30 protein-coding genes are annotated in these 26,255 nt (G+C 39.5%); 26 read left to right on the forward strand and 4 right to left on the reverse strand.

Annotation, left to right across the window (positions count from 1 at the left end; genetic code table 11):
• The first annotated feature begins 70 nt into the window (after positions 1-70).
• The 24 genes from G602_RS0108470 (at position 71) to G602_RS0108585 (ending at position 20,998) form a co-directional block, all read left to right on the forward strand.
• Positions 71-484, forward strand: a complete 414-nt coding sequence (locus tag G602_RS0108470; protein ID WP_026658621.1) for a hypothetical protein — start codon at positions 71-73, stop codon at positions 482-484.
• A 116-nt stretch (positions 485-600) separates the two neighbouring features.
• Positions 601-2,196, forward strand: a complete 1,596-nt coding sequence (locus tag G602_RS0108475) for a type I restriction-modification system subunit M (RefSeq protein WP_026658623.1) — start codon at positions 601-603, stop codon at positions 2,194-2,196.
• A 2-nt stretch (positions 2,197-2,198) separates the two neighbouring features.
• Positions 2,199-3,422 (forward strand): restriction endonuclease subunit S, encoded by a 1,224-nt coding sequence (locus G602_RS30915; RefSeq protein WP_044931578.1) that lies wholly within the window; start codon positions 2,199-2,201, stop codon positions 3,420-3,422.
• Positions 3,423-3,424: 2 nt separating this feature from the next.
• Complete coding sequence (locus G602_RS0108485; RefSeq protein ID WP_026658624.1) at positions 3,425-6,388, forward strand: type I restriction endonuclease subunit R, EcoR124 family; 2,964 nt, start codon at positions 3,425-3,427, stop codon at positions 6,386-6,388.
• Between the two features lie 27 nt (positions 6,389-6,415).
• A complete protein-coding gene (locus tag G602_RS0108490; RefSeq protein WP_026658625.1) occupies positions 6,416-6,610 on the forward strand; it encodes a hypothetical protein in 195 nt (64 codons plus the stop codon).
• 18 nt (positions 6,611-6,628) lie between these two features.
• Complete coding sequence (locus G602_RS0108495) at positions 6,629-7,387, forward strand: GNAT family N-acetyltransferase (protein WP_026658626.1); 759 nt, start codon at positions 6,629-6,631, stop codon at positions 7,385-7,387.
• 12 nt (positions 7,388-7,399) lie between these two features.
• Positions 7,400-7,843, forward strand: coding sequence for a flavodoxin domain-containing protein (locus G602_RS0108500; protein ID WP_044931580.1), 444 nt, complete (start codon positions 7,400-7,402; stop codon positions 7,841-7,843).
• 11 nt (positions 7,844-7,854) lie between these two features.
• The gene (locus G602_RS28805; protein ID WP_049945139.1) at positions 7,855-8,637 is read left to right on the forward strand and encodes a hypothetical protein; all 783 of its coding nucleotides are present in this window, start codon (positions 7,855-7,857) and stop codon (positions 8,635-8,637) included.
• Positions 8,638-9,080: 443 nt separating this feature from the next.
• Positions 9,081-9,314, forward strand: coding sequence for a hypothetical protein (locus G602_RS0108510; protein ID WP_026658630.1), 234 nt, complete (start codon positions 9,081-9,083; stop codon positions 9,312-9,314).
• Positions 9,298-10,779: a hypothetical protein gene (locus G602_RS0108515; protein ID WP_026658631.1), complete on the forward strand. Its 1,482-nt coding sequence runs from the start codon at positions 9,298-9,300 to the stop codon at positions 10,777-10,779. The genes G602_RS0108510 and G602_RS0108515 overlap by 17 nt, the downstream gene beginning before the upstream one ends.
• Positions 10,780-10,908: 129 nt before the next feature.
• The gene (locus G602_RS0108520; protein WP_026658632.1) at positions 10,909-11,307 is read left to right on the forward strand and encodes a PaaI family thioesterase; all 399 of its coding nucleotides are present in this window, start codon (positions 10,909-10,911) and stop codon (positions 11,305-11,307) included.
• A gap of 122 nt (positions 11,308-11,429) precedes the next feature.
• Positions 11,430-11,771, forward strand: coding sequence for a DUF6465 family protein (locus tag G602_RS25840; protein ID WP_049945140.1), 342 nt, complete (start codon positions 11,430-11,432; stop codon positions 11,769-11,771).
• Between the two features lie 101 nt (positions 11,772-11,872).
• Positions 11,873-12,151: an HU family DNA-binding protein gene (locus G602_RS0108530; protein ID WP_026658633.1), complete on the forward strand. Its 279-nt coding sequence runs from the start codon at positions 11,873-11,875 to the stop codon at positions 12,149-12,151.
• Positions 12,152-12,389: 238 nt separating this feature from the next.
• Positions 12,390-12,629, forward strand: a complete 240-nt coding sequence (locus G602_RS0108535; protein ID WP_026658634.1) for a hypothetical protein — start codon at positions 12,390-12,392, stop codon at positions 12,627-12,629.
• Between the two features lie 102 nt (positions 12,630-12,731).
• Entirely contained in the window at positions 12,732-14,210 is a 1,479-nt protein-coding gene (locus G602_RS0108540; RefSeq protein WP_026658636.1) for a hypothetical protein, read from the forward strand.
• A gap of 3 nt (positions 14,211-14,213) precedes the next feature.
• Positions 14,214-16,460 carry a DNA topoisomerase gene (locus tag G602_RS25845; RefSeq protein WP_049945141.1) on the forward strand — a complete coding sequence of 749 codons (2,247 nt, stop codon included), beginning with the start codon at positions 14,214-14,216 and terminating at the stop codon, positions 16,458-16,460.
• 284 nt (positions 16,461-16,744) lie between these two features.
• Positions 16,745-16,993, forward strand: a complete 249-nt coding sequence (locus G602_RS0108550; RefSeq protein ID WP_026658637.1) for a hypothetical protein — start codon at positions 16,745-16,747, stop codon at positions 16,991-16,993.
• Positions 16,994-17,031: 38 nt separating this feature from the next.
• Positions 17,032-17,295, forward strand: coding sequence for a hypothetical protein (locus G602_RS0108555; protein WP_026658638.1), 264 nt, complete (start codon positions 17,032-17,034; stop codon positions 17,293-17,295).
• A gap of 83 nt (positions 17,296-17,378) precedes the next feature.
• The gene (locus tag G602_RS0108560; protein WP_242835541.1) at positions 17,379-17,741 is read left to right on the forward strand and encodes a hypothetical protein; all 363 of its coding nucleotides are present in this window, start codon (positions 17,379-17,381) and stop codon (positions 17,739-17,741) included.
• A gap of 2 nt (positions 17,742-17,743) precedes the next feature.
• Positions 17,744-18,265 (forward strand): hypothetical protein, encoded by a 522-nt coding sequence (locus G602_RS0108565; RefSeq protein WP_026658640.1) that lies wholly within the window; start codon positions 17,744-17,746, stop codon positions 18,263-18,265.
• A complete protein-coding gene (locus G602_RS0108570; RefSeq protein WP_026658641.1) occupies positions 18,240-19,025 on the forward strand; it encodes a hypothetical protein in 786 nt (261 codons plus the stop codon). The genes G602_RS0108565 and G602_RS0108570 overlap by 26 nt, the downstream gene beginning before the upstream one ends.
• A gap of 22 nt (positions 19,026-19,047) precedes the next feature.
• Positions 19,048-19,830: an ATP-binding protein gene (locus G602_RS0108575; protein WP_026658642.1), complete on the forward strand. Its 783-nt coding sequence runs from the start codon at positions 19,048-19,050 to the stop codon at positions 19,828-19,830.
• A gap of 123 nt (positions 19,831-19,953) precedes the next feature.
• Positions 19,954-20,313 (forward strand): CidA/LrgA family protein, encoded by a 360-nt coding sequence (locus G602_RS0108580; protein WP_026658644.1) that lies wholly within the window; start codon positions 19,954-19,956, stop codon positions 20,311-20,313.
• Positions 20,306-20,998 (forward strand): LrgB family protein, encoded by a 693-nt coding sequence (locus tag G602_RS0108585; RefSeq protein ID WP_026658645.1) that lies wholly within the window; start codon positions 20,306-20,308, stop codon positions 20,996-20,998. The genes G602_RS0108580 and G602_RS0108585 overlap by 8 nt, the downstream gene beginning before the upstream one ends.
• An 81-nt stretch (positions 20,999-21,079) precedes the next feature.
• Here G602_RS0108585 and G602_RS0108590 read toward each other — a convergent pair whose 3' ends face one another.
• On the reverse strand, positions 21,080-21,688 hold the full coding sequence (locus tag G602_RS0108590) for a hypothetical protein (protein WP_026658646.1): 609 nt from the start codon (positions 21,686-21,688) through the stop codon (positions 21,080-21,082).
• A gap of 310 nt (positions 21,689-21,998) precedes the next feature.
• A complete protein-coding gene (locus tag G602_RS0108595) occupies positions 21,999-22,616 on the reverse strand; it encodes a phosphoserine transaminase (RefSeq protein ID WP_026658647.1) in 618 nt (205 codons plus the stop codon).
• A gap of 471 nt (positions 22,617-23,087) precedes the next feature.
• Here G602_RS0108595 and G602_RS0108600 point away from each other — a divergent pair, with 471 nt between their 5' ends.
• Together G602_RS0108600 and G602_RS0108605 are read left to right on the forward strand one after the other, a co-directional pair.
• The gene (locus G602_RS0108600; RefSeq protein WP_026658648.1) at positions 23,088-24,041 is read left to right on the forward strand and encodes a DUF5688 family protein; all 954 of its coding nucleotides are present in this window, start codon (positions 23,088-23,090) and stop codon (positions 24,039-24,041) included.
• Positions 24,042-24,247: 206 nt separating this feature from the next.
• Entirely contained in the window at positions 24,248-25,612 is a 1,365-nt protein-coding gene (locus G602_RS0108605) for an MATE family efflux transporter (protein WP_026658649.1), read from the forward strand.
• Positions 25,613-25,674: 62 nt separating this feature from the next.
• On the opposite strand, the gene G602_RS0108610 is transcribed toward G602_RS0108605, so the two are convergent.
• Positions 25,675-26,049, reverse strand: coding sequence for a hypothetical protein (locus G602_RS0108610; RefSeq protein WP_026658650.1), 375 nt, complete (start codon positions 26,047-26,049; stop codon positions 25,675-25,677).
• A 19-nt stretch (positions 26,050-26,068) separates the two neighbouring features.
• Complete coding sequence (locus tag G602_RS0108615) at positions 26,069-26,248, reverse strand: hypothetical protein (RefSeq protein ID WP_155829741.1); 180 nt, start codon at positions 26,246-26,248, stop codon at positions 26,069-26,071.
• Positions 26,249-26,255 lie beyond the last annotated feature (7 nt).

Here is a 26,255-nt window from a genome sequence, read left to right on the forward strand (position 1 = left end):
ACAAAAACGACATAAAAATGATATAATTTCTTTTAAGGTAAAAAGCGATATTTTAAGGGAAAATCTCTGAATGAAAACAAAGAGTGAAGATCATAAGGGCATCATTTATGCTTCCGTAAAGGACATGTGTGATGCTTATGATGTATCTCCAACTTTATATCTGAAGCGAATTGAAAGAGGCTGGTCTGTTCAGGAAGCACTAGAGGGACGGCAGCCTTATTTTTCGCGGGATGGAGTAGATTACTACTCACAGAAGGAAGTCTGCAAGGCGTTTGGCATTCACCCGAACTCATTCCGCCTGAAACAGAAAAACGGCTATTCCATTGATGAAATCGTGGACCGTGTATCATACCGGGCAGAGGATCACCTTGGGAACAGATACAGGAACGAAGAGGTGATGTGCGCTGAGTATGGCGTTAAAGTATCCACGTATAGAGCGAGGATTCGTAAAGGAATGAGCAAGGAAGAGGCTTTGACAAGTTAAGGGAATCTCCTTAAATATTATTTAATGTCACACATAAATACATAATTACATCTGAATAAAAAGTGCATATCTCTATAGCACATAAAGAAAACAAACAGAAGAGGAAGGTAACTATCATGGCAGAAAGCAAAGATTTGTTAGCAGTATTATGGAGCGGAGCAGACGTCCTTCGCGGAAAAATGGATGCGAACGAGTATAAGACATATCTCTTAGGACTTGTATTCTACAAGTATCTATCAGATTCATATCTTGTTAAAGTCTATGACCTTCTTAATGATGAAGAGCCCAGTGATCTATTTGAAGCTCAGGCCGCTTATGAAGAAGCTATGAAGAGCTCTGACAGGGACGACCTTCTTAGCGAGCTTAAGGATTCTCTTCATTATACACTTGAGCCTGAGATGACATATGTAAGCATTTTGAAAGAGGCAAAGGAAAACAGATTTAACAGAGAAAAACTCCAGGCTGCTTTTAACAGAATCCAGGAATCAGATGAGCTCTTTAACTCTTTGTTTGCAGATGTTGACCTTTATTCCAACAGATTAGGAGCTGGCGACCAGAAGCAGAGCTCAACTATATCGGATCTTATAAAAGTTCTTGAAGATGCAGATTTTATTAACGCCAAAGGTGACGTTCTTGGAAATGCTTATGAGTATCTGATCGGACAGTTTGCTTCTGAGACAGGAAAGAAGGCAGGAGAATTCTATACTCCCCATGGCCCTGCTCAGATTTTGTGCCGTATTGCTATGACTGGACAGGAAGAGAAAAAAGGATTACAGGTTTATGACCCTTGTATGGGCTCCGGTTCACTTATGCTCAGCTGCAGAAATTATTCCAAAGAGCCTGAATATATCAAGTATTATGGGCAGGAGCTCATGCCTTCAACATATAACCTGGCAAGAATGAATATGTTCCTTCATGGCGTTATGCCTGAAAACCAGCACCTAAGAAATGCAGATACTCTTGATGCTGACTGGCCTACAGATGAAGAAACAGAATTTGATGTAGTTACCATGAATCCACCTTATTCAGCAAACTGGTCTGCAGCAGAAGGATTTAAGCAGGATGAGAGATTTATGGATTATGGTGGAGCACTTGCGCCTAAATCAAAGGCTGATTATGCATTCCTATTACATGGCTTTTATCATTTAAAGCCTAATGGAACCATGGCTATCGTGTTGCCTCATGGTGTCCTTTTCAGAGGAGCTTCAGAGGGAAAAATCAGGCAGATATTGCTTGAAAATGGTTCGATTTATGCTGTAATTGGACTTCCTGCAAATATGTTTTACAACACATCCATTCCTACATGCATCATAGTTCTCAAAAAACACAGAGAAGGCAGGGATGTACTGTTTATCGATGCATCTAACCTGTTTGAAAAGGATAAAAAACAGAATGTGATGAATAACGAACATATAGATCATGTTCTTGAGTTATATAGAAATAGGCAATCCGTAGAAAAAGAAGCATATCTGGCATCTTATAAGGATATTAAGGACAATGATTTTAACCTTAATATTCCTAGATATGTTGATACAAGCGAAGAAGAAGACGAAATTGATTTAAAGAATCTAACTACAGATATCAAGAATACAAATGAAGCTATCAAGGAAGGTAATTCTCAGTTAAAGCAAATGCTCTCAGATCTGACCTTCAATAACACAGAAACAGCGGAAGCGGTTCGCGAATTCATGAGTATTTTTGAGGAGGTGTAATAATGGCAAATACACCTAATATCAGATTCAAAGGATTTACTGACGCTTGGGAACAGCGTAAGGTTACGGAACTGGGTGAAATATATATAGGATTGGTCACAACAATGACATCTCACTACACTGACCATGGAGCGTTACTTATCCGAAATTCAGATATTAAAGATGGACGATTTGAGTTTGGTGACAATCCCATTTATCTTGATGATGAATTTGCAAAACAAAATGCTTCGAGGAAACACAAAGTAGGGGATGTGATTACAGTACATACTGGTGATATAGGAACATCAGCTGTAATTACCGAAAAAGAGGCAGGTTCAATAGGTTTTGCTACTATTGTTACAAGACCAGATAAGGAAAAAATAGCATCGGAATACTTGTGCGCTTATCTAAATACAGATACGCATAAAAACTTTGCTATGAACATTTCGACTGGTGACGGAAGAAATAATTACAATCTTAAAGATTACTATGAGTGTGTTGTTCCTGTTCCAAGTATAGCTGAACAGAGAAAAATAAGTAGTTTCATTGATGAACTTAACAACCTTATCGCTCTTCATCAGCGTAAGTGTGACGAAACAAAAGAGCTAAAAAAATATATGCTTCAAAAAATGCTCCCGAAAAAGGGTGAGAAAAAACCAGAGATCAGATTCTCTGGATTTACTGACGATTGGGAACAGCGTAAGTTGTCAGACCTAATAATAGAATACAAAGAAACAGTAGATTCTGATTGTACTCTTCCTATATTGACATCATCAAAGACCGAAGGCGTTGTATTGCAGGAAGAACACTTTGGAAGAGTGCAAAATCATGACATTACTGGTTACAATATTCTTCCTAGAAATTATTGTACTTACAGGAATCGTAGTGATGGAGTAGACTTTACATTTAACATCAATAGATGCTGTGATAAGGGCATTATCAGCAAGTTCTACCCTGTTTTCTACGGTAATAATAGCGATATATTTTTTATTTCAATGGTTCTGAATTATTGTGATGAGGTAGTGCATGAAATTGCTTATACCTGCACGGGAACTGGACAAAAAGTATTGTCATTTCTTGACTTACAAAAGATGAATATTAGAGTTCCAAGCTACGATGAGCAGAAGAAGATAAGCCAGTTTTTTGAACAACTTGATAACCTTATCACTCTTCATCAGCGTAAGTGTGATGAGCTCAAAGAAGTAAAAAAATATATGTTACAAAACATGTTCCCTAAGAAAGGATAATTATGGCTGAATTAGAATCAGTTATTGAAAAAAGACTTATAGATCAGCTTTGCTGCGACGAATCACAGTGGACTTACAGACCGGATCTTAATACAGAAGAAAAGCTGTGGGCTAACTTCAAAAAGATTCTTGAACAGAATAATAAGGCAAAACTAAACGATACACCTCTTTCAGAATCTGAATTTGCCAAAGTAAAGAATGACTTATCACACGCATCATTCTATGAAGCTGGCAAATGGCTTATAGGTGAGAACGGCAAAGTATATGTTCATGTGCAGAGAGGAAATGAAACACTACACCTTGTTGTATTGAATAATGAGCATATTGCGGGTGGAACCAGTGTATATGAAGTAATCAATCAGTATAATTCTTTCAAATTGGAAGAAGGAGATAGGGATAGAAGATTTGATGTTACACTTCTTATCAATGGTATCCCTATGATTCATATAGAGTTAAAGAATAAGGAACACTCATACAAAGAAGGATTCCGTCAGATAAAGAAATATATCCAGGAAGGTAAATTCCATGGATTATTTTCTAATATTCAGATGTTTGTGGTAAGCAATGCTGTAGATACTAAGTATTTTGCAGCAGCAAGGGATACAGAGCTAAATGATAAATTCCTTTCCGGATGGCTCGATCATGAAAATCAGCCTGTGTGTGATTATATAGAGTTTGCCAAAAATGTACTTCGCATCCCGGAAGCCCATGAAATGGTCTCAAAATATGTTGTTCTTGATAATGATAAGAGAAAACTTCTCATTTTAAGACCTTATCAGATCCATGCTATTGAATCCATGCGTTCTGCTTCAAAGCATAGTGAATCGGGGTTTATTTGGCATACGACTGGTTCCGGAAAAACCATGACATCGTATAAAGCCACAAGAAATCTTCTGATGGATATACCATCCATTGAAAAAACCATATTCCTGATTGATAGAAAAGACCTGGATATGCAAACAAAAATGGCATTCCAGTCTTATGCCGAGAACGACACCATCGATGTAGATGACACTGAAAACGTAAATATGCTCATCAAGAGGCTTACTGACGGTCAGAGACAGATGATCGTCACGACCAGACAGAAGCTTCAGATAGTTATCAGCAAAAAATTGCAGGAAGGCACTCCGCAATACAATAAAATTAAAGCACTACGAGTAGCATTTGTTGTAGACGAATGCCACAGAGCAGTAACACCTTCTACTAAGAGAGAAATAGAGAAGTTTTTCAGTAATTCATTATGGTACGGATTTACCGGTACTCCTATTTTTGAAGATAACAAATATGAACTTAAAGGGGATCTTCCGCAGACTACAGAACAGCTCTATGGAAGATGCCTTCACAGCTATACCATAAAAGAAGCAATCCATGACGAAGCCGTTCTTGGATTTATGACAGAGCTCTTTGGTGCAAAGGGATTATCAGAAGACGATGCCGCTAAATACAATGTATCTGAAGGACATATGCGAAAGGTCCTTGATATTATTCTCAACCAATCATATTCGAAACTTGGTATGGAAAAAGGAAGAGGTCAGTCATATGAGGCTATGCTTACAGTAAGTTCGATTGCCATAGCACAAAACTATTACGATTTCCTTACTAAAATAAAAAACGGAGAAGATGAGCTTAAAATCAGCGAGAAAGTAAAGCAAGCCCTTCCTGATTTTCCGAAATTTGCCATAACTTATTCTGTTACAGAGAACGATGAAAGCTCTCATGTTAATCAGGATAAGATGAAGAAGTCTCTTAAAGACTACAACGAAATGTTTGGAACAAAATATGAGATTGAGAATATTAATGCATATAATAGTAACCTTAATGATCGCCTGGCCCGCAAAGAGAACAAATACCTTAACAGAAGCCAGCAGCTTGATCTGGTTATCGTTGTAGACAGGCTCCTTACTGGCTTTGATGCACCATGTCTTTCAACACTTTTCATGGACAGACCACCCATGAGTCCGCAGGGACTTATCCAGGCATTCTCAAGAACAAACCGACTGTTTGATAAAACCAAGAAATTTGGTCAAATAGTGACATTCCAGAGCCCTGATGAATACAAGAAAGCAATAGACAATGCACTTGTTTTATATTCGCGTGGTGGCGAAGGAACACCTATATCTGAAGATTATGAGACGATAAAAAACCTCTTTATCCTTTCCGTTAAAGCATTACGCGCTTTAGCACCACTTCCCAGCGATGTTCCGGGCTTATCAAAGAAAGAAAAAAAGAGATTCATCTATTCCTTTAGAGACGTGGATCGTAGCTTATCACATCTGAAAGCCTTTTCTACATATGATCCTGCAATTCTTAATGAAGTCGGTTTTACTGAAAAAGATTATGAGGATTATTATGGACAGTACAAGAATGTTCTTGATGAATTTAGGGACAACCCACCGGGGGGTGATGCCGGAGATGACGGAGATGATACTACAGTAAACGATGATTATGATTTTGTTGCTTTCTCCAGACTTCGCATAGACTTTGAATATATAGTCGAATTATTGCAGGGATTTGTCGATTCCCTCGATCAGGATAGTGATGACTTTAATGAAGTTGATTTTGACAGAAAGCTTGCGTTTATCCGTGAAATGGCAAAGGATTTTGCTCAGACCAATCCTCGTCTTGGAGAAATGTTTATACAGATCCTCAATGATATAGAAAATGATAAATCCAAATATATCGGAAAAGACGTATCAGTCATTCTTAATGAGATGCGCTATTCTGCAATAGACAAAGAGGTAAAAGCATTTTCGGACAAATGGTTTATTCCCTTTGAAGATGTAAAGTATGAAGCATACAACTATAAGCATGGCGAACTGTCTAATGAAAATAATTTTAAAGACAAGGCTGATTATGCTGCATACAAGGAAGCTACTGAGAATGCACTGCCCAAATTCAAATTCAGGTCAGTTATGATAGATGATTTTAAGAATAATCTCATGCCTGAGATTGAACCACTGTTATAAAGATTGAATAATGATAGGAAAATTAAAATGATAACTCAAGACGAAGCAAGGGCTGCGCTTAAAGAAAAACTCGCCAAAAACCTGGTTATACTAAGCGAATTCGAAAATACCTATCAATGGTGCTTCGGGCTTGGATTTGTAAATGATAACGATGAGATTGTACCGCTAATAGGCGATAGCATCATCAGGATCGATAAGGAAACCGGCGAAATGGATCAATAGAATAATATTGGAGGCAGCATGAACGACATACTATGTGAACAACTATCCAGGGACTATTGCTGTTCCAAGGCAGATGTCCTTGATGATAAAAATCATTTTACAGAACACAGCTTTATAGATGGAAGGCGAAGATACCACGAGAAAGAGGAGTGTTACCTTAAACTTATTGTCATAAATGGCAAAATCCTGTTCACTGGGCAAAAAGACATAATAAACTGGTGCCAGGAAACATATGCAGAAGAAGGCTCTGAATGGTTTCTGGAGGCAAAGAATCTACACAGACTTAATGACAGACTTGGCAAGGATGGGTATCAGATTGGAATGGTACATCCATTCTATATCACAGAAAAGACCTCTGAGGTTGATACGTCTGACTATGAGATTAAGTGGTACCGCGGCAAGGAAATAGAGCAGTTCAGAGGAGATTCAAGATTCTGCGAAGCATATACATTCTGCAAAACCGCACCTGACATGGTTGGAGTTGCAGCCATCAGGGACGGAAATATTCTCGGGATGGCAGGGGCAAGCATGGACAGTCCTCTTATGTGGCAGATAGGTATAAACGTTGAGCCTGCAGGAAGAAAAAAGGGTATTGGAAAAAAGCTCGTAACTCTTCTGAAAAATGAGATACTCACAAAAGGAAGGCTGCCATACTATGGAACATCAATGGGACATATAGCCTCACAAAAGGTCGCTCTCGGTGCGGGCTTTATACCTGCATGGGCAGAGCTTGTTACTGACAGGATCGAATTATCACCTACAGGAAAAAAGTTTTAGGGAGTTTTGTTAATGGGGAAAACAGCAATAGCATATTACAGCAAACATCAGGGAAACACTAAGAAAGTGCTGGATGCCATAAAAGAATATGATCCTGAAGTAGAGCTTATCGATGTGACGGAAAAGCATGAAGCTGACCTCACAAAATATGACAGGATCGGACTTGCTAGCGGAATCTACTATACCAAATTTGCAGAGCAGCTCCTAAATTTTGCAAAGGTGAATCTCCCCACAGGAAAGGATGTATTTTTCATCGCAACTGCCGGGAATCCAATAAGCATGAATTTCAACTCGGTTGCGTCAATTGCAACCAGCAAACACTGTAACGAGATTGGCAGATTCCAGTGTCCTGGGCTGGACAAATTCGGACCTTTCAAGATGTTTGGTGGTATACAGAAAGGTCACCCAACTGAGGATGATCTTAAGAATGCTGTTGAGTTTTACAGGAATCTATGAGGACAGTCATTATGGCAAAAGAACCCAAATGTATATATTACTATGTACTTGATGAAGAAAGTGGCAGCATATCACAAACTAAGATCATCAATTTTGAAATTAGTGAATATGGAAGCGGCAGAGGGCGTTCCATCCGCTATAGAAGAGATGACTATGATAAACCATCAGAGTATCATCTGCTTTACGAAAATGATATGGAACGTGTTTTACGCAATAGGATCTATTCCTTCAGCCTGGATTATTCCAATGCTTGTGAAATGTTCATTGCTGACACAAAAAAAAGAGTCGAGAGTGCAAAATTATCGGTGGACAGGTATACAAATCTCCTTGACAAAATACAAACTTTTAAAGAAAGTAATCCTGACAATTTCAAAGAAATAGACCGTGATATCCTGACAATCCATGTTAATATCACAGCCATAAACGAAGTTAAAGGTCATGGCAGAACAGCAAGAATGATTCTCTTCGACGGTGATTGTAATAATAACTTATTCTCGGGGTATGTTCTCCCCGGTGGTGTCGATACCCAGACAGATGCTTCCAGTTCTGAAACCCTTCTCTCAGCAAGATACATCCTTGAAGGACATGACAAAAGCGGGGAAGAATGCCGCATATTTGTTGAGAATAATGGCAAGGTTCAGAAAGGCGGAAAGATATTTGCAACTCCGCAGATTGTCACAGACAGCAAGCTCCTTTCATATCTTGAGAAAGCAAAGTTATCATCTGAGGTAGAAGGAGTTGAAGGTGGCGTTATAGTTCACATATTTAAAGCTGAAGACGATTCTGAATCCTGAAACAAAAAGGCACATAGTATCTATGAACTACCACCACCTAACGGAAGTGGTTTCTAGGATACCTTAGTGGTATCGTAAGGCACGTTCACAGTGCCACTACTCCATCGAGCAAGCTCTTTGGCATACTTTGAAAATTGATATTAGTGCGCTTGTGGCGCTTGGGAACTACATACCTTGCATATTTTACGTGCCGAAGGTCTTGGTTTCTAGTTCGCGGCACAACCCCATATATACAGTTTTCAATGTTCCGGTCAGCAGTTATTATAGCACAAACTACTGTTCGGAACAAGTGTGCGATTCATCCTGCAACCTATTAGGATGAGGTTTTCTCGCTAGGTATCTATAATTGGATCATGCGTTTTACACGCATGGTCTTTTTTATTGACCTTTATATATATTTAGATATATTATACATATAAATATATTATATATGGAGGCAGATAATGAACTATTCAAATATGCTGGTAATTCCAAATGGCCTTTCAGACACTCTCTTTGGTGTATTGGCAATTATTACATTGGCAGTACTCATCTATACATTCGGTTTCTCAGAACTTATGAAAAAAAAGATCTCAAAACTGAAGGAAGCAAAAAGAACTGCTGTTGACGGGCTTATGCTTCAGAAGATAAGAGCAGAAGCTGCGCAGGAAGAGGATGATTATGAAGAAGCACAGTAGAATCCTAACTATTATACCCACATGCCTTCTTACACTTGGATTTCTAACAGGATGCGGGGATGTCCAGATATTCCAGACAAATACAGATCCGTATGCGCTTGTGGCTTTAAAAGATTCAGAACTTACTAATGACAATTACTATGTAAAAAATAATACCAGGTTCTATCAGACCTATCTTCCTGCCCGTGGGAATGCCTCATCCCAGGTGTCAGCGCTTAACGAAAGCCGAGTCCTTGTGACCATGGAGGATGATGCGCTTATACCCACATACTATTCAGATGAGCTGATAGCGGTTCCATCAGACAGCCCCGACCTTGGCGAGATCAGTCTTGAGAGATTCAGTATCCAGGGTTACACAATAGGTGGTATCTCAGGTTATATTACAGAAGATGGATATCTGCGTTTTACAAGACAAGGCCTCGTTTCTGATTCTTCATTCCTTGCTGCTATTGGCGATACCACATCAGATGCTATAAGGATAGCTTCTATTGACGGGAAGGAGATTTCTCCTGAGCAGATAAATAAAAAAGCCGGGATTATCATGGGGCTGGAACAGGGAAAATCATACAAGATTGGCTACTACGTTGGCACTAAATACTATGAGAAGAACATAACAGCTGACTGCAAAGTATACGAGGCATACGAGATGTTTTCCTTCAGCAGCGACTATATCGATGACACGCCAAACGGATATATGGCTTTTTCAATGCCTCAGGATCTAAAACCTGGCTTTTATAACATAAACGGAAGAGGTCTTTTTAGATACTTCAATTTTACCCGTGGTTCACAGGACGAAGAGACCATAGCGCTAAACGACAGCTATTACGAGGATGAAAAGAGTAAGATAGAGGCATATTCAAGGCAATACAATCTGTCTGTTCCAAAGCGGGTAAAAGACTTAAAGGTAACTGTTAAACTTGAATCCATAGAAACAGATTTTGCTGAAGATACCATTCAGGGAATCGTATTTGCCCCTGACGGAACGACCATGAACATGGATTACGATTCCAACGATAAAGAACTGACAATTGCAATGGCAGAGGGAATGGCAGGTGACTGGACATTTAACATCATTCCCAAGACGCTTGAGATATCTGATATCGTTGTAGATAATGACAAGCTCGCAGAGGAAGCAACCTGTGAGGAGACCATATTCAATCTTCCGGAAGACCGGGAAAATCAGGAGTTCTATGCTGAATACACCTCATTAAAAGCTAATCCCTCAGAATGTACGGTATTCGGAACCGTGCTGGCTGAAGATGGCAAAACCTACGAAATGAAACTCGGTATGGACCAGTCTGATCCTGATAATAAAAAGTATTACATAAGCTATGAGGTTCCATTCGCACAGGCAGGACAGTATATCATAAGGATCTATCACTACCCGGAAGAGACCACCATTGCAACTCCCGTTGTCAGGGATAAGACAGAAAAAGATACAGAGATCATCATCGTAGATGGCTGATTTTTAAAGGAAGCTCCTTGTATTTTAAGAGCTTCCTTTTTCGTTCTGTATGATATAAGCTATGATGGTATATGCAAACATTTACTGATGAAAATCAGTCATAATTTGATGTTCAGGGAGAAAAGAACTATGGCAAGTACTGACGAATTTGTAATAAGCAGGATGAAAAATCCTTTCATGGAGCATAACGGAATCGAGATAGTTTCCATTTCTTTGGAGCACAGTGTCCTTAAGGCAACTATTACTGATAAATCCAGGAATCCATATGGAATGATCCATGGAGGTCTTATCTATACCATGATGGACTGCAGTGCTGGAATCACAGCAAGGGCGGATAATAACAACTATGTTACCCAGAATGTTAATGTTACTTATCTGGGCAATGTAAAGGATAGGGATGTTATCTATGCAGAAGGTACAGTGATAAAAAGAGGGAAATCAGTAACCGTAGTCCACTCCATAGTCAGGACGGAAGAAGGGAAACTTCTTGCTGATGGTACTATATCCATGTTCAAGCTGGCTGAATGATTAGTTATTTCTATGCCCCAAATGCAGCCTTTCGTATTCTGATACTTGCAATATCGTAAACAGAGGAATATTATCTAAATTAATATTTTTTTACAAAATGAGGAGTAAAGGAGATAGGAATAATGGCCAGAGCAAAAAAGACACCTAAAGAAGCTACAAAGACAAAAGTTACCGCAGCTGCTGCAAAGCTTGCTGAAGCTGTTGTAACAAAAAAAGCAGTAACACCCAAGAAAACAGCAACACCTAAGAAAGCAGCCGCTTCTGAAACAAAAACAAATCTTGTTCTTCAGTTTGCAGGAAAAGACCTTTCATATGATGAACTTGTCCAGAATGCAAAGAACGTATTCCAGTATGACATGGCAGGTGACCCTGCTTCAATAAAGGAGATCAGCCTCTTCATAAAGCCTGAAGAAAACAAAGTCTACTTTGTAATAGATGGTGCTGAGGGTAGTTACGACCTTTAATATGACACCAACCATCACTTGTAATACGCTTATTTAGTAAGTTTTCTGCCAATCCATGGCAGAATGCTATTATAAATCATTCTTACGGAGGAGGAAAACAAATGAATAAGACAGAACTCATTGAAGCTATGGCAAAAGAGACAGGCCTTAGCAAGAAGGACACAGAGAAGGCTCTCAACGCTTTCACAGCTACTGTTTCTAAGGCACTTAAGAAAAAGGACAAGGTACAGCTTGTTGGTTTTGGTACATTTGAGACCGCAAAGAGAGCAGCAAGAACAGGTAAGAACCCTCAGACTGGCGAGAGCATCAAGATTCCCGCTTCTATAGCACCTAAGTTCAAGGCTGGTAAAGCTCTCAAGGATCTTGTAAACAAAAAGTAATTCCACTTCATCTAGGCCGTCCTAAAAGTGGGGCGGCCTTCTTGGTTCAATTCATATTTTGCCTTTTATCAGACTGGCGATCAAACCTGCCTTTACGATATACATAAGCAATGCTATACTTATTTTGTTATTTGTAGTATTTTCGTATTGGGGCTCTGATTATCCACGGATTTTTTCCGTGGCTTTTTTTATCCCTAAGGCAACCTAAATCTAAATCTGGCAAAAAGGAGAAACTGGTATGGAAAGGAAAAAACTGGTATACAACGCGATCCAGGACATCTGGAAGATAGCATCATCGGATTTTGCAAACAAGACCGGCGCGGATATGACAGACGACGACTGGACAAAGCTGGTAACTGCAATTGATTCATCCCGAAAGAAATATCACGATGTCGGACCGGTAGAAGATGCTTTTTATGGCAAAATGAGCATGGCTCTACTTGATCTCATCGAGCAGGAGTGCAAAGAAACACAATAACAGATACAGCAATTAAAGGCCCTTTGCAGGGTCTTTTTTGTTTGTTGACTATTATATATTTACCGATATATTATATTTATATCTATATCGGAGGAATAAAATATGAAATCAAGAATTTTGATCTTAATAGTCATAATCGCTGCAGTAGTAATGGTCATAGGCTCTGTCTTCGTAAATGCAAACCAGGAGACATCAGAAGAAGCCCTGACTATAAAAGAGCACCCGGGATTTTCAGAAATAACCAGTGTCCCCGGCGTCTCTTTCTATATCAACTCACCATTCGTTGAAAAAGCCACAGCCATCACTCAGATTTCAGATAACATCAGCTTTCAGAAGAACCAGTATTATTCCTACAAGAACGGCACTGACAAATATCTTCTATTCAACATGGAAAGCCTTATCGTGGCAGTCCAGAAAGGCACGGACTTCTGGATAGAAGAATCAAGCGACAAGGAATATTCCCTTCTTAACACAAGCCTTATGAATATCTGGTTTACCCAGGGAACAAAAAAGTTCTCTTCTGAGACAGAAAACGGGATGACAATCACAAAAGCATGTGCAGGTGTTTCCATAAATTCAACCACATATGGCGATTTTGCGGGAGAACTTGCCAATATAAATAAGGACGGGGAGGAATGGTCTATATTTGTCGGTGTTCCCGGAGAACGATATGACAAGATCTCTTCCAGCGCACAGGACGGCATACGGAACATCATAAATTCCTTTACTTTTTCAGATTCAGAAGGCGACACTGCCCAGGACATCTATGCGGTATCCCTTTCAGGCGACAACTCAAGAGAGGCAGTTGATACCACAGAGGAAGTATTTGAATATGACGAGAACTCGCTAAACCTTTCAAATCAGAGCAATATCGTTGATAAGGATGAGGAAAAAGCCTACACCTCAACTCCCTATAACATGCTGCAGCTCGGTGATAATGGCCTCTTAAGCGCATTTAACGATTATAAGATATCCTACGAGGAACCTATCATCTGTCCCAAGAAAGTATACAGGGGGGAAGATGCAGAAAACCTTATCAAGGACTACTGCACAGCTTCAGGAGCATACGACTACTTCAAGGCTCCCGACGGGCAGTCATGGGAGGTGCTTGAGTATGACCTTAACTATAAGAACTGTGAAAACGAAGACTATGTGAATATCAAACTCAAAGGTCTTGACGGTGACGCCTTAAGATACAGAGGCATCCGGTATGAAGGCAGAACTTATGAGATGGAGCACAAGAAAGCTGAAGACGGCGACTGGATAAGAACCCTCTATGTTTACTATCCCGTACCAAATGGCTGCTATGAATACTGTATCGAATGCGGAGAAAGTAAGTCACTCACAAGCGAAGAAGTAAGTGCAGCATATTATTACGTAGTAAACGAAGACGAGGTCCACAGTGAACCTTCCACCGCTGAATCATCAGAAAGTAAAGAAACTCCCTCTGTAGATGAAAGCACGGATGAAGCAGAAGAAGCTCCGGCTTCTACAGAAGGGGCAGAAGAGCCTGGCATCACTGAAACAGAAGAGGTTTTGGATGAAAATGCCAAAGCCTCCACAGAGGAATCCAAGGAGTGAATTATGAATATCGTAATGATCGCAGAAAAAGCTTCAGTAGCACGTACCTATGCTGATGCACTGGATCTTGAAAATCCAAAGAAAAGAGAAGGGTATATTGAAGGAAAATCAGGGTGGGACGGAAACTACTACTATGTTACATGGTCTGTCGGGCACCTGGTAACTCTTTCCTATCCCGATAAATATGATCCCAAATATAAGAAATGGAATTTTGCTGACCTTCCTTTCCTTCCTGAAAAGTATAAGTATGAAGTCATAAAGGAGAGTGCAAAGCAGTACAAGATAGTAAAAGAGCTGTATCACCGCCCCGAAGTCGATCAGATAATATATGCAGGTGACTCCGGAAGAGAAGGAATCCTCATACAGACCTATATCAAGATGCTCGCAGGAAACAACGGACATGTTACAGAAAAAGTACTATGGATAGACTCCCAGACAAAGGAAGAGGTCAGAAACGGTCTTCTAAGGATGAAGCCCTTTTGTGCATACAAGAGCCTCATAGATGCAGGGTTTATGAGGGCGATCGAGGACTACGCTTTCGGGCTCAATTATTCAAGAATGCTCTCCTGCAAATTCGGAAAAAGCTTCAATGACAAGATACGTTCACAGAAGTGGAAACCTATATCAGTAGGACGTGTCATGACCTGCGTTCTTGGCATGGTCGTCAGCAGGGAGCGCGAGATACGTAATTTCAAGCCCACATCCTATTCAAAGGTATTTGCAAACTGTTCAAACGGAAAGTATGAATTCTCCGCAGACTGGCTCATAGATAAAGACTCCAGATACTACGATTCACCCCTCCTTTACGAGAACAAGGGCTTTTTAAATAAGGCTGAAGCAGATATATTCCTGGACGAGCTAAGCAAGGTCCCAAAACTTGTAGTGACATGCATAGAAGACAAGATAGAGAAAAAGAGTGCACCACTCTTATTCAACCTTGCAGAGCTCCAGAACAGCTGCACAAAGAAATTCAAGATATCTCCAAACCAGACCTTAGAAATTGCACAGTCCCTCTATGAAAAGCAGCTCACGACATATCCTAGAACTGATGCAAGATACCTTTCAACTGCCATCTGCAAGGAAATAGATAATAATCTTAATGGCCTTAAAGCAATCGGCTACAATAAGAAGTTTATCGAGCAGATCCTTAACTTTGGGATGTACTCAGGAATAGAAAGCACAAAATACTGTAACGACAGTAAGATTACGGACCACTACGCGATAATTCCTACCGGTCAGGGAGATATATCCGGGCTTTCCGAACTTGAACTTGCTGTTTATAAGATGATCGTTGACAGGTTCATATGTATCTTCCTGCCACAGGCAGAGTTTATCACTTCCACTACAATCCTTAGGGCACACAACAATGAGCGGTTCAGGATCTCAGAAAAATCCATGACGAAAATCGGCTTTCTTGAGGTCTTAAAAGGAAAAACAGATGAAGCGACAGACTGTGATGGAGCGCGGCTTGGACAGTTCCTTATGCAAGGCGATGAGTACGAAGCCGAATTTTTCACTGAAGACGGAACCACGACTCCTCCAAAGAGATATACATCCGGTTCCATGATCCTTGCAATGGAAAATGCAGGAAACCTTATAGAAGACGAAGACCTTAGGGCACAGATAAAAGGTTCCGGCATAGGAACATCTGCAACAAGGGCAGGTATCCTTGAAAAGCTCATAAAGATCGGATACCTTTGCATAAATAAAAAGACTCAGGTCATCACTCCACACACAGATGGCGAAGCTGTTTATGACATTGTAAATAAGACAATTCCTAATTTCCTCTCACCCAAGATGACAGCCAGCTGGGAGAAAGGTCTTTCGGAAATCGAGCAGAATACTGTTACCAAAGCCCAGTATGAGAAAATCCTTAATGAAGAGATCCAGAAAACATATGAAAAATTAAAGGCGATCCCCTCTAAGGAATCTGAACAAAGACCTAAATTCACTTCTGAGAAAACAGACCTTAAATGTCCTATCTGCGGAAAACCTGTAGTGACCACAAGGCTTGGCTATAAATGCCAGGATAACAGCAAAGGAAGTGGCTGTTCCTTCTTTGTATCAGAGATCGGAGGCGTTAAGATAACTCCAGCCATGATAGATCTTCTTTCAAAAGAGGGCAGGACAGGAATGTACACTTTCACAAAGAAATCGGGAAAAGGAAGCTACCAGGCTGCTCTTAGCGTTGACAAGGATGAAAAGAAGATTGTTCTCGAATTCGAGGATGAATATTCAAAGACATCTTAGAAATTTCATGCATGCTGCAGAGGGCAGGCTTAAGGCCTGCCCTTTACATTGTCTATTATATTAGTTATAATATACTTGTTTTTGTAGTAAAGTTTTTATTATTGTTTGTAGTGGTCTGAACGTATTTTGCGTTTGGGCTTATTTTTTACCTGGAAAAGGTATAGCGCAACTACACGCAATAGTTGTAGGAAAGAGAGCAGCTTAGAGATATAAGTCTGTTCTTTTTTTATTACAAAAACGGAACCCCGTAAGGCAACCACTTAAATCAAAAGGAGGAAAAAACAATGTCACTATTAGAAACAAACGGAGACTACCAGTTTGCAGAGAATGTGGCGGAAATCAACAGAAGTCTTTTAAAGCTTAATAAAGCTTTAGAAGAACAGATGGATTTTAGCCGCTCGCTTACCGCAGCTGTAAAACAGCTTACGGAAGTCATCGACCAACAGAATGAACAGATAAGAAAGTTCATCAAGGATAAAACAGATGATCTATACGCAACTGAAAATCTTCGCACTGATGTAGTCCTTAAGTAATACATCAGAGAGCAACCCTAAATCAAGAGGTAACAATCATGGAAACAAAAATGGCAAAAGAACAGATAATCGTAAAAGTAGCAAGAAAACTTCTCTGGATGAAAAAGAACCAGCCGGCAAAGTACCTTATATTATCGACCATAACAGATGGAATGGTCCTTGGTACTTGGATCTTTTTATCAACTGGATTTGCATTATGGATGGTAAATAACGGGTACTGCGCCTTTGATTCAGCAATGATGGCTCTTGTACTGGTTGACCTGAACATATTGTTTTTCGACCTGACTATGAATAACGATTAAAACCATGTAGCAAAAATTAGCGATTATCTTCGGATAGTCGCTTTTTTATGCCCGTATGCTTATATATTTTAAGATATATTATATTGAAATATATATTTTCATATATTATAATTATTTCCATGAGAAGAGCAATATATAAGAAAAACCCGTCAAAAGCAATAGGAATCATGGTAGCAGCTGTCCTTGTGGCAGGAGCTCTTTTTTGTACTGGATTTTTCGGTACCCCCTTTGGCAAGGATCCTGTATCTGAGCCAAAGGCAAAGGAAAACACCGAGAACTACTCTGCACCGGAAAAGAAAGAGCAGTCTGTAAATCTTGAGATCGTTGCGCCTAAAGATCCAGCCTTAAATCAGGAAAAGAAGAGTTCAAACATCAGCGCTTCGAAGCAGTCAAACCTTGAAAAAGCCGTTGATGATTTGATAAAGCTAACAGAAAGCGATGGGTAAAAATGGAAATTGCATTAAAAGCAGTTAGGGCAAAATACGGCCTTACTAAAGCCGCTTTTGCCAAAATCATAGGAATCACAGAACTATTTTATTCACAATATGATGACAAGAACGAATTACCAAGTAAATATGTCTACAAGCTCTGGCAGAACCTTAAAGACTTCCCAGTCCCGGATGATTTTTTCTTCTACACATCTTTCACAATGGAAATCAACATGAAGTACCATCACATGACCCAAAAGCAGGTTGCAGATCATTTTGACATTGCCAATCAGTCAACCATCAGCGGATATCTAAAAGAAAATATCCCCATGTATGAAAAGAAAGAGTACTTCTTAAAGTTTGAACCTTTTATACTTCCTTCGATTCTAGTAGAGGGTAAGGACGGATATGTGAAAAAAGAGATCACTGACCTTCAGCCAAAAGGAAATTTTATCCTGGTGGAGAAGAGAAGGCTCCAGAAGATAAGCCGTTTAGACAGAGAAAAAGAAGAGAATCATGTTGAGACAAAAGAAGCTATGTAAATTTAATACCAATAAAGCTGCCACGATTATCCCGATAGGTGCATTATTAGTGGCAGCCACAGCTGTTGCAGGGACGGTGCTTTATCTTTCCGTACCAGAAAAAACCATGTCCTCTGCAATCGATGTTCCAGATGTACAGGTAAAGACATCCGGCAAGGAAGATACACCGGATTACACGCTTGAAACAAATTACAAAGGGCACCTTTCACAGTTCCCCGAATTGTATGAGATTCCTTTTAAAAAATCAGACAGTTATGTCTGCAACAAGGAATTCTCCAGGGCTCATTACAATGTCCTTAATGAGTATGAAAATGATGCTACAGCCTTCATTGAGACTCTGTTTAATGTTGACTACAGGACTGTTGCCGCCAATCAAACAGGCTTTGTTTCAGATGTAATGCAGAACGGGGATTATGAAACGCTTATAACCAGGAATTTTGGCACAGAAGATGAGAAGACCATGTATCTCTATGACTACATAGAAGACATCTCATCTTATTTCATAGAGAATCAGGTAGAGATGGAATCCAAATTCTATACGGACGATTCCCTTGTTTACAGCGATTTTTATACATTTGTCCGCGGAGAACTTGTATTTACCATATATAGCTCAGAAGATCCTTCATCAGAATACAAGGTAGGAGAGGAGTATCAGGTCCCTATCGAGGTTGCAATGCAGCGTTCTCCCTCAAATTCATTTAACAGAACCGTCTGCTCTTTTGGCAAAGCAGGGGACAACACATTTTTTCTTACACCATGATTTTGTATAAGAGGTTATTACAATGGGAAAAGCAAGATTAAAACTTCCTGAAGACATCGCCAAGTTTGTAGAAATAGAGAACTGCGATGATTTTGACTTGGACAAATACTTTAAAACTCAGACACAGATTGATATCATAAACGACATTCAGAAGAACGGAGAACGCTGTAAGGAACTAGCAGAGTTTGGGGTACAGTACGTTAACACGACACTCCTTTACGGACCAACCGGAACAGGTAAGACCACATTTGTCCGCTTTGTGGCACATACACTGGAAAAAGACTTTGCATATGTCAACTTTTCAAGTCTTATGGAAGATGGCTTTGGAAATACAGAAAGGAACTTAAAGAAAGTGTTCCGGTATATGACTGCTCTGGACTGCGTGTTCATGATCGACGAGATAGACTGTATCGCAACCAGCAGAACAGCATCCACCAATGACACTTTAAAGAGCATAACGATAACTCTGATGCAGGAACTTGATTACTGTAAGACACATGCCCCGAAAGCGATAATCCTTGCTGCCACCAACGTAGTAGATAACCTTGATCCTGCGCTCCTTTCCAGATTCTCGATCAAAAAGGAAATACCTCTTCTGAATAATGAAGAGAAGCTGGGATTTGTATGTAAATATATGAACAGCATGGATGTTCCATACGACGTTGACCAGGTAAGAGAGTACATAGCAAGAAATTCCAGGGTAACGCAAAGGATCATGGAGCAGGACATAATAAGAGCTCTTATATCCTGGCTTGACAATTCAAAAGAGGGATTTGTTACTCTTTCAGCCTATCAGAATTATTAGAAATTCCAAATACTCGTAAAACTTCCCTACAAATTTGTATAAATTGTAAATTGACTTCCAAAATATGTGTCCTATAATAAGCGATGTTTATTTTTGTTATAGATGTTTTGAAAGGCTCTTTACATGAAATATATTAAGCAATTTCTGATCATTCTCGGATTTTCATTTTTAGGTGAATTATTAAAGACCATACTGCCATTGCCTATTCCTGCAAGCATTTACGGAATGGCTTTGTTATTTATAGCTTTAGTTACCGGGATCGTAAAATATGAGAAAGTCAAGGATACCGGTTTATTTTTAATTGAAATAATGCCTGTCATGTTCATCCCGGCAGGAGTTGGACTCATGTCAAGCTGGATAACCCTGAAACCGATCCTGTTACCGGTAAGCCTTATCACAGTTGTTACCATAATTACGGTTATGATGGCTACTGGATGGGTATCACAGATTATCATAAGAAAGTCAAGAAAAAAAGATGAATGAGTTCTTTCAAAATTCTATGTTTGCAGGAGTTACATTAAGCCTTTTATCATATATGGCTGGAGTGGCTTTAAAAAAGAAGTTTAAGCTGGGGATTTTTAATCCTTTACTGATTTCAATCGTTATATCATGTATGGTTCTTATTGCCGGAAAAGTTGATTATGAAACATACAATGAAGGTGCAAAATACTTAAGTTATTTATTGACACCTGCCACTGTTTGTCTTGCCATTCCGCTATATGAGCAGCTTGAGCTGCTAAAAAAGAACTACAAAGCGGTTCTGCTGGGATTACTGGCAGGAACGATAACAAGCATGACAACCGTGTTTATCTTAGCCAAGCTATGCGGTCTTACCCATGCAGAGTATGTAACACTTTTACCCAAATCGATTACAACTGCAATTGGAATGGGGGTATCTGAAGAATTAGGCGGATACGTGACCATAACAGTAGCCGTGATCATAATAACAGGCGTGCTTGGAAACATGTTTGGTGAATTCATATGCAAGATAGCGCATATAGAAGAGCCTATTGCCAAGGGTTTAGCATTTGGTGCCAGTTCCCATGCAATCGGAACTGCAAAAGCAATTGAGATAGGTGATGTAGAAGGTGCCATGAGCGGTCTTGCAATAGCCGTTTCAGGTATTTTCACCGTGCTTTTGGCATCTGTATTTGCCAACCTGTGCTGAGCCGAAAAATTAAAAAATCTTCCTGTACACCAGAAGTTCCGGCGTATAGGAAGATTTTATAATATATGTCAGAAAGCTATGTTAAAGATAATCTACTATAGCATTCTCAGTATATTTTTTATTAGGCTCTGCCATCTCTTTCTCCGTTTTTTTACCCAGAAGCAGATATCTGTAATTCTTGCAGTAGTCAAAAATATCCAATATCTCAGAATAGTAGATCACATCATCACTGCCATCGCATGATATGCGTATATTGCCATTGTTCATCACACCCGTAATTTCCGCACCAACAAATAATTGTCTGTCAGTCTTGATTATATAGCTCTGGCCAACCGTATACCATTTGTTCAGATCAATTGTAAACTGTTCCCTATATCTGACAGCGAGACACCCTCTGTGTTTACAATCTGCCGCCCTTCCAAAGGCAATGCGTCCAAACTCCATCTCTTTAGCACTGCACGAGAATATACCCTTTTTATTCTCAACAAGAATGCTTCCATCATATTCCACATTAATAACTTTTGATCTCAGCATTCCATATTTTTCAGAAACATAGTGCACATGATCCCCGGCTTTGAACCATGTTATGCCATCAAAAGAAACCTCATAAACTTTCCTGATAGCAAAGAAATTTCTCTCCCCAAATGATCTTTTCTCATAAGAAAATGAGTCATCCCCATATAAACCCATTTTCCGAAAGTTCCCTCCTTTTTCAATTTTTCCTTATCAATCCACGTTAATACAACCCACAGAATATATGATGTTGCGATTAACAAAGGATACTTTCAATATATGATGAATATATCATATATTTATAAGTCATGCTTGGACTAGGGCGTGAGCACTATATGAGCCAATTATTATCGACATTTCCCTAGGATTTCTCCGCATTTCCCCACATTCTGACTGTTTTTTCCCTAACTTTTCCCTTATCATTCTTATGACCTTTTCTTAAATTTTTGCAACAAAAAAGGAGAGCACCAACACTCTCCACATTTCATTAAAGACAACTGATTTCGATAAGGTCTTCCCTGCCTTCTTTTTCCAGTATTCCCCGAAGCATATCCTGCCAGTTATCAGTCAGCATAAGGCATTTATGCCAAAAACAAATCCCGAAAAGCATTATAGCCTCTTCTTTCCTGTAAGAATACTGGTTCTGTCCGATATCAAGATCCTCAAATATATCAGTATTAGTCGAATCCTCGTCGACAAAGTACAGATTTTTCAGAATATAATGATAGATATGTCCTACCGGCACCTTTGTTTCACCATCATTCTTCAGAACATCACACGCCTTAAAGTCCCTTACTTCATCAAGCGTTTCATATAGAATTTCCTGCGCCTTCTGATCATTGAGAAGCTGCATGACCATACGGTTTATCACTCCATCACTAACCAGATCGTCCCTTATGAAATTCTTGTATACATACGGAAGAAGTTTTTCTATGGAATCATTCCCGAACATTGAGAAATTGAAATACTCCTTATTAGCATTAATATCCTTGTACGCTATCAGAATTGCCTCGATATTCTTAATCGTCTTATCACTATAACGGGCTCCGCTCATACCCGCGATGCGTTCAATAAGATTTTTGGCCTTTGTATTTTTGTTGGTCATACTTTCCCCCAGTAACAAATAAAGTAATACACTTATCCCCATATTGTTAAATAAATATCCAAAGTATAACAATTAAGATTATATCTCAAATTTGTTAATTTTTAAAGATGTATTTTATGTATTTTTTACATTTAGTTAAGAAAAATTTTATAATTACATTTTTTTAGTCCTATAGATAATCGTAAAATATATTATGGTATAACGTTGACATAATCCATTTATTAATATATTATAATTATGTTTTTAGTTATTAGTTTTCATATTATTGCATGTAGAAGTCGAATCAGATTACTGGTCCGGCTATTTTTTATGCCTTTTGGCAACGCAACATGTATCCTTTGGTACGTGAGAAGAGAGCAGCTTAGTGATAAGTCTGTTCTTTTTTTATGTAAATACAAACCATTAACCAGCTTATAGGAGCAGCCTTAAATCACTTTCTATAAGCACAGCAACCATGAAGGAGGAAAAATCATGGAAATCACTAACTTTTCTACATTTAACGAGGAACTTATAAACCGCATTCAGGAATCACTCGGCTCTGAATTTACTATCCAATCCAGAGAAGCAGAGAAACTGAACGAGAAGTATAATGCACTTACAGTTAAGCCTGTAGACGACATTATCGGCGTTAACCTCAATGCAACCGCTCTTTTTGTAGAGTATGAAAACGGAAAGGCTCTTGAAAACATCGTGGATGAGTCTGTTCACTTTGCAAGAGAAGCTCTTAAGAATACCGAGGCTTATGATGTTGAATCTTACAGGGATTACAGCATCATGAAAGAAAAACTCACAATGGAGGTTGTCTCAGCTGAAGCCAACAAGAATCTTCTCAAGACTGTACCTCATAAGAACATCGAGGACATGGCGATCGTTTACCGTTTCGATCTTAATCCCATTCCCGGTACTATTCTTGTTACCAATCAGCTCCTTGAAGGCTATGGCATTACAGCCGAGCAGCTGCATGAGGATGCACTTGAGATAGCTCCCAAGAACAGGCCTCTTGAGATTAAAGGAATGTCTGAGATTCTTTCAATAAGCTCGGGAGCGGAAAACATTGAAGACCTCGGTCTGAACATTCCTCCGGAAGAAGAGAAGCTATTTGTAGCCTCTGTTGAAGGTAACATTCACGGAGCATGTGTCCTTGCTTACGAGGAGTTCATGGACAAGGCTGCAGAAAGACTTGGGGGAAGCTTTTATATCCTTCCAAGCAGCCTCCACGAGCTTATCCTTGTCCCGGACGATGGGAATTTCGAACTGACAGCGCTCGATCACATGGTCAGAGAAGTAAATGCTACAACTGTTTCTTCCACAGACAAGCTCACAGATAATGTATATCACTATGACAGTGAGAATAAAATCTTCGAGACTGGCGAAAAGTACATCATTCGCCATGCCGAAGAAAAGAAAAAACAGGATATCGCATAATCTCTAAAGCAAAAATGCCGGTTACTCATGATAGTGGGTAACTGGCTTTTTAATTTAGTGACTAATATATCAGATCAGCCCTAAAAAAATGTATGGCTACAACCAAAAAGAGATATAATGGACTTTGTGGCTTTTACTTCGGATGGATCCTTTTATAGGGAGATATTCTTGCAGCCACAGTAATATTCAAATGGATGGTTTCTTAGATGAAAAATAAAGAAGATAAACGAATATATACCTTCAGCAAGGAAAAACCTGCTAAGGCAGTATTAAAGATGAGTCTTCCTCTTGTTGCAGGAATGTTTATCATGGTTTTGTATAACCTGGTAGATACATACTTTATAGGCCTTACGGGTGATGATTATCAGCTCGCTGCCGTAAATCTTGCATATCCTGTGATGATGGTATCTGTTTCCATTTCAAACATGATAGGTTCAGGAGCTTCATCATTTATAGCAAGAAGCCTAGGGGCAGGAGACCGGGAAACTGCCACACATACATTAACGGCAGCATTAGTCCTTACTATAGTAAACAGTGTACTGGTCATGGTTTTTGGACTTTTATTTTTACCGGATATCATAAGACTCCTTGGTGCAAGAGACAATACAAGTCTCTACACAAAGCAGTATGTCGTTGTAATACTCCTTGGCAGTTTCTTTACCATGGGAAGCTATACAATAGGAGCTCTCCTTAGAAGTGAAGGGTCCGTCAGATATTCCATGACTGGAATGCTTGTCGGAACAATAATAAACGTGATACTTGATCCTGTTCTTATCTTTGGTCTAAACATGCAGATACGGGGAGCAGCCATAGCAACTGTTCTTGGAAATGTCATAGGTTTTGGCGTATCAGCACTTTATTATCTTCGCGGAAAAACTCTTCTTCGCCCGTCACTAAATAAAGTGGTTCCTTCTTGGAGAATCTTAAAGGAAATATACTGGGTAGGCGTTCCTGCATCACTTGAAACACTTCTCACGTCAGCGGCATATATGGTAAACAATAACCTGGCCGTCACATATGGTGAGCTTACCGTCGCCGCCATGGGCATAGCTCAGAAGGTTCTTTCTCTTGGAAGCTATGTATATCAGGGATTTGCATCAGGAACACAGCCGATTATGGGCTATAACTTCGGTGCCGGAAATACAAAACGTATGAAGGATGTACTGAAGGCTGGTGTGTCTACAGTTACCGTAACAGAGATCTTACTTATGGCTCTCTATGGGACACTTGCACCTTTACTGATAGGGATCTTTACAGAATCATCTGATGTTATTTCCATAGGTACAATGGTACTTAGGCATCTGATGTTCATCCTGCCTTTTGTAGGAACCGTATCAATGTGCAGAATGTCATTCCAGGCCATGGGAAAACCTATATATGCCTTTGCTATAACACTGATAAGACAGATAGGAATGTATATTCCCCTGCTTCTTATCCTGAACAAAGTGTTCAAGTTTGAAGGAATGCTGTGTGCACAGCCTGTCACAGAAGCAGTCATGATGGCTGTATCATTAACAATTTTACTATATGTGATAAGAAAAACGGAAAAGAGTTTTCAAATAGAAGAATAAGAAAAATAACTATTTTGATTATGTCCACTTATTGTGATGGTATTTAATGCACCAGGTCCTGCTCACGTGCCCACTGGGAAATTTGCAAGACAATACTTTGCATACTCAACTATGAGTTTTGAAATTTTGTCACTTTTAATGAGTATCCCCCGCCGGTACATCTTAAACTCCTCACGGTATTCGGAGATATTAGTAAGAAGCTTATTTCTTCTGAAAGTCATGGGGTATACTTCTATCTGCTGGTTATAACAATACTGGAGCAGCTCTTCTAAAGAGACATTCTCCTTTTTCTTATCCTGCAGAAACGGATAAAGCATAGGCATTCGCTCAGAAAAAAGCCAGTACAAAGTTTTGTCATAAAGCACGTTAAAAGTATGCTCCTGAATATACTCTATCTGACCTTCCGAAATCTCATAGGTTATAGGTTTCTTTCTCATTTGACGCCTTCTGTCAGATTCACACAATCTGAGCCGCCACAAAAGCAACGGCTGCAAATAATATTGCACCTGCAGTTATCCATTTATTTCTGATAGCAGCAGCGTCAACATATCTGCCGTTATGTTCCACAGCATCTATGACAGTTACATTTTTCTTATCAAAGTGAAGCCTCACACGACTAAAGTCGCGTGCTTCCATACCCATT

The sequence above is a fragment of the Butyrivibrio sp. AC2005 genome (assembly GCF_000424145.1).
GTDB lineage: Bacteria > Bacillota > Clostridia > Lachnospirales > Lachnospiraceae > Butyrivibrio.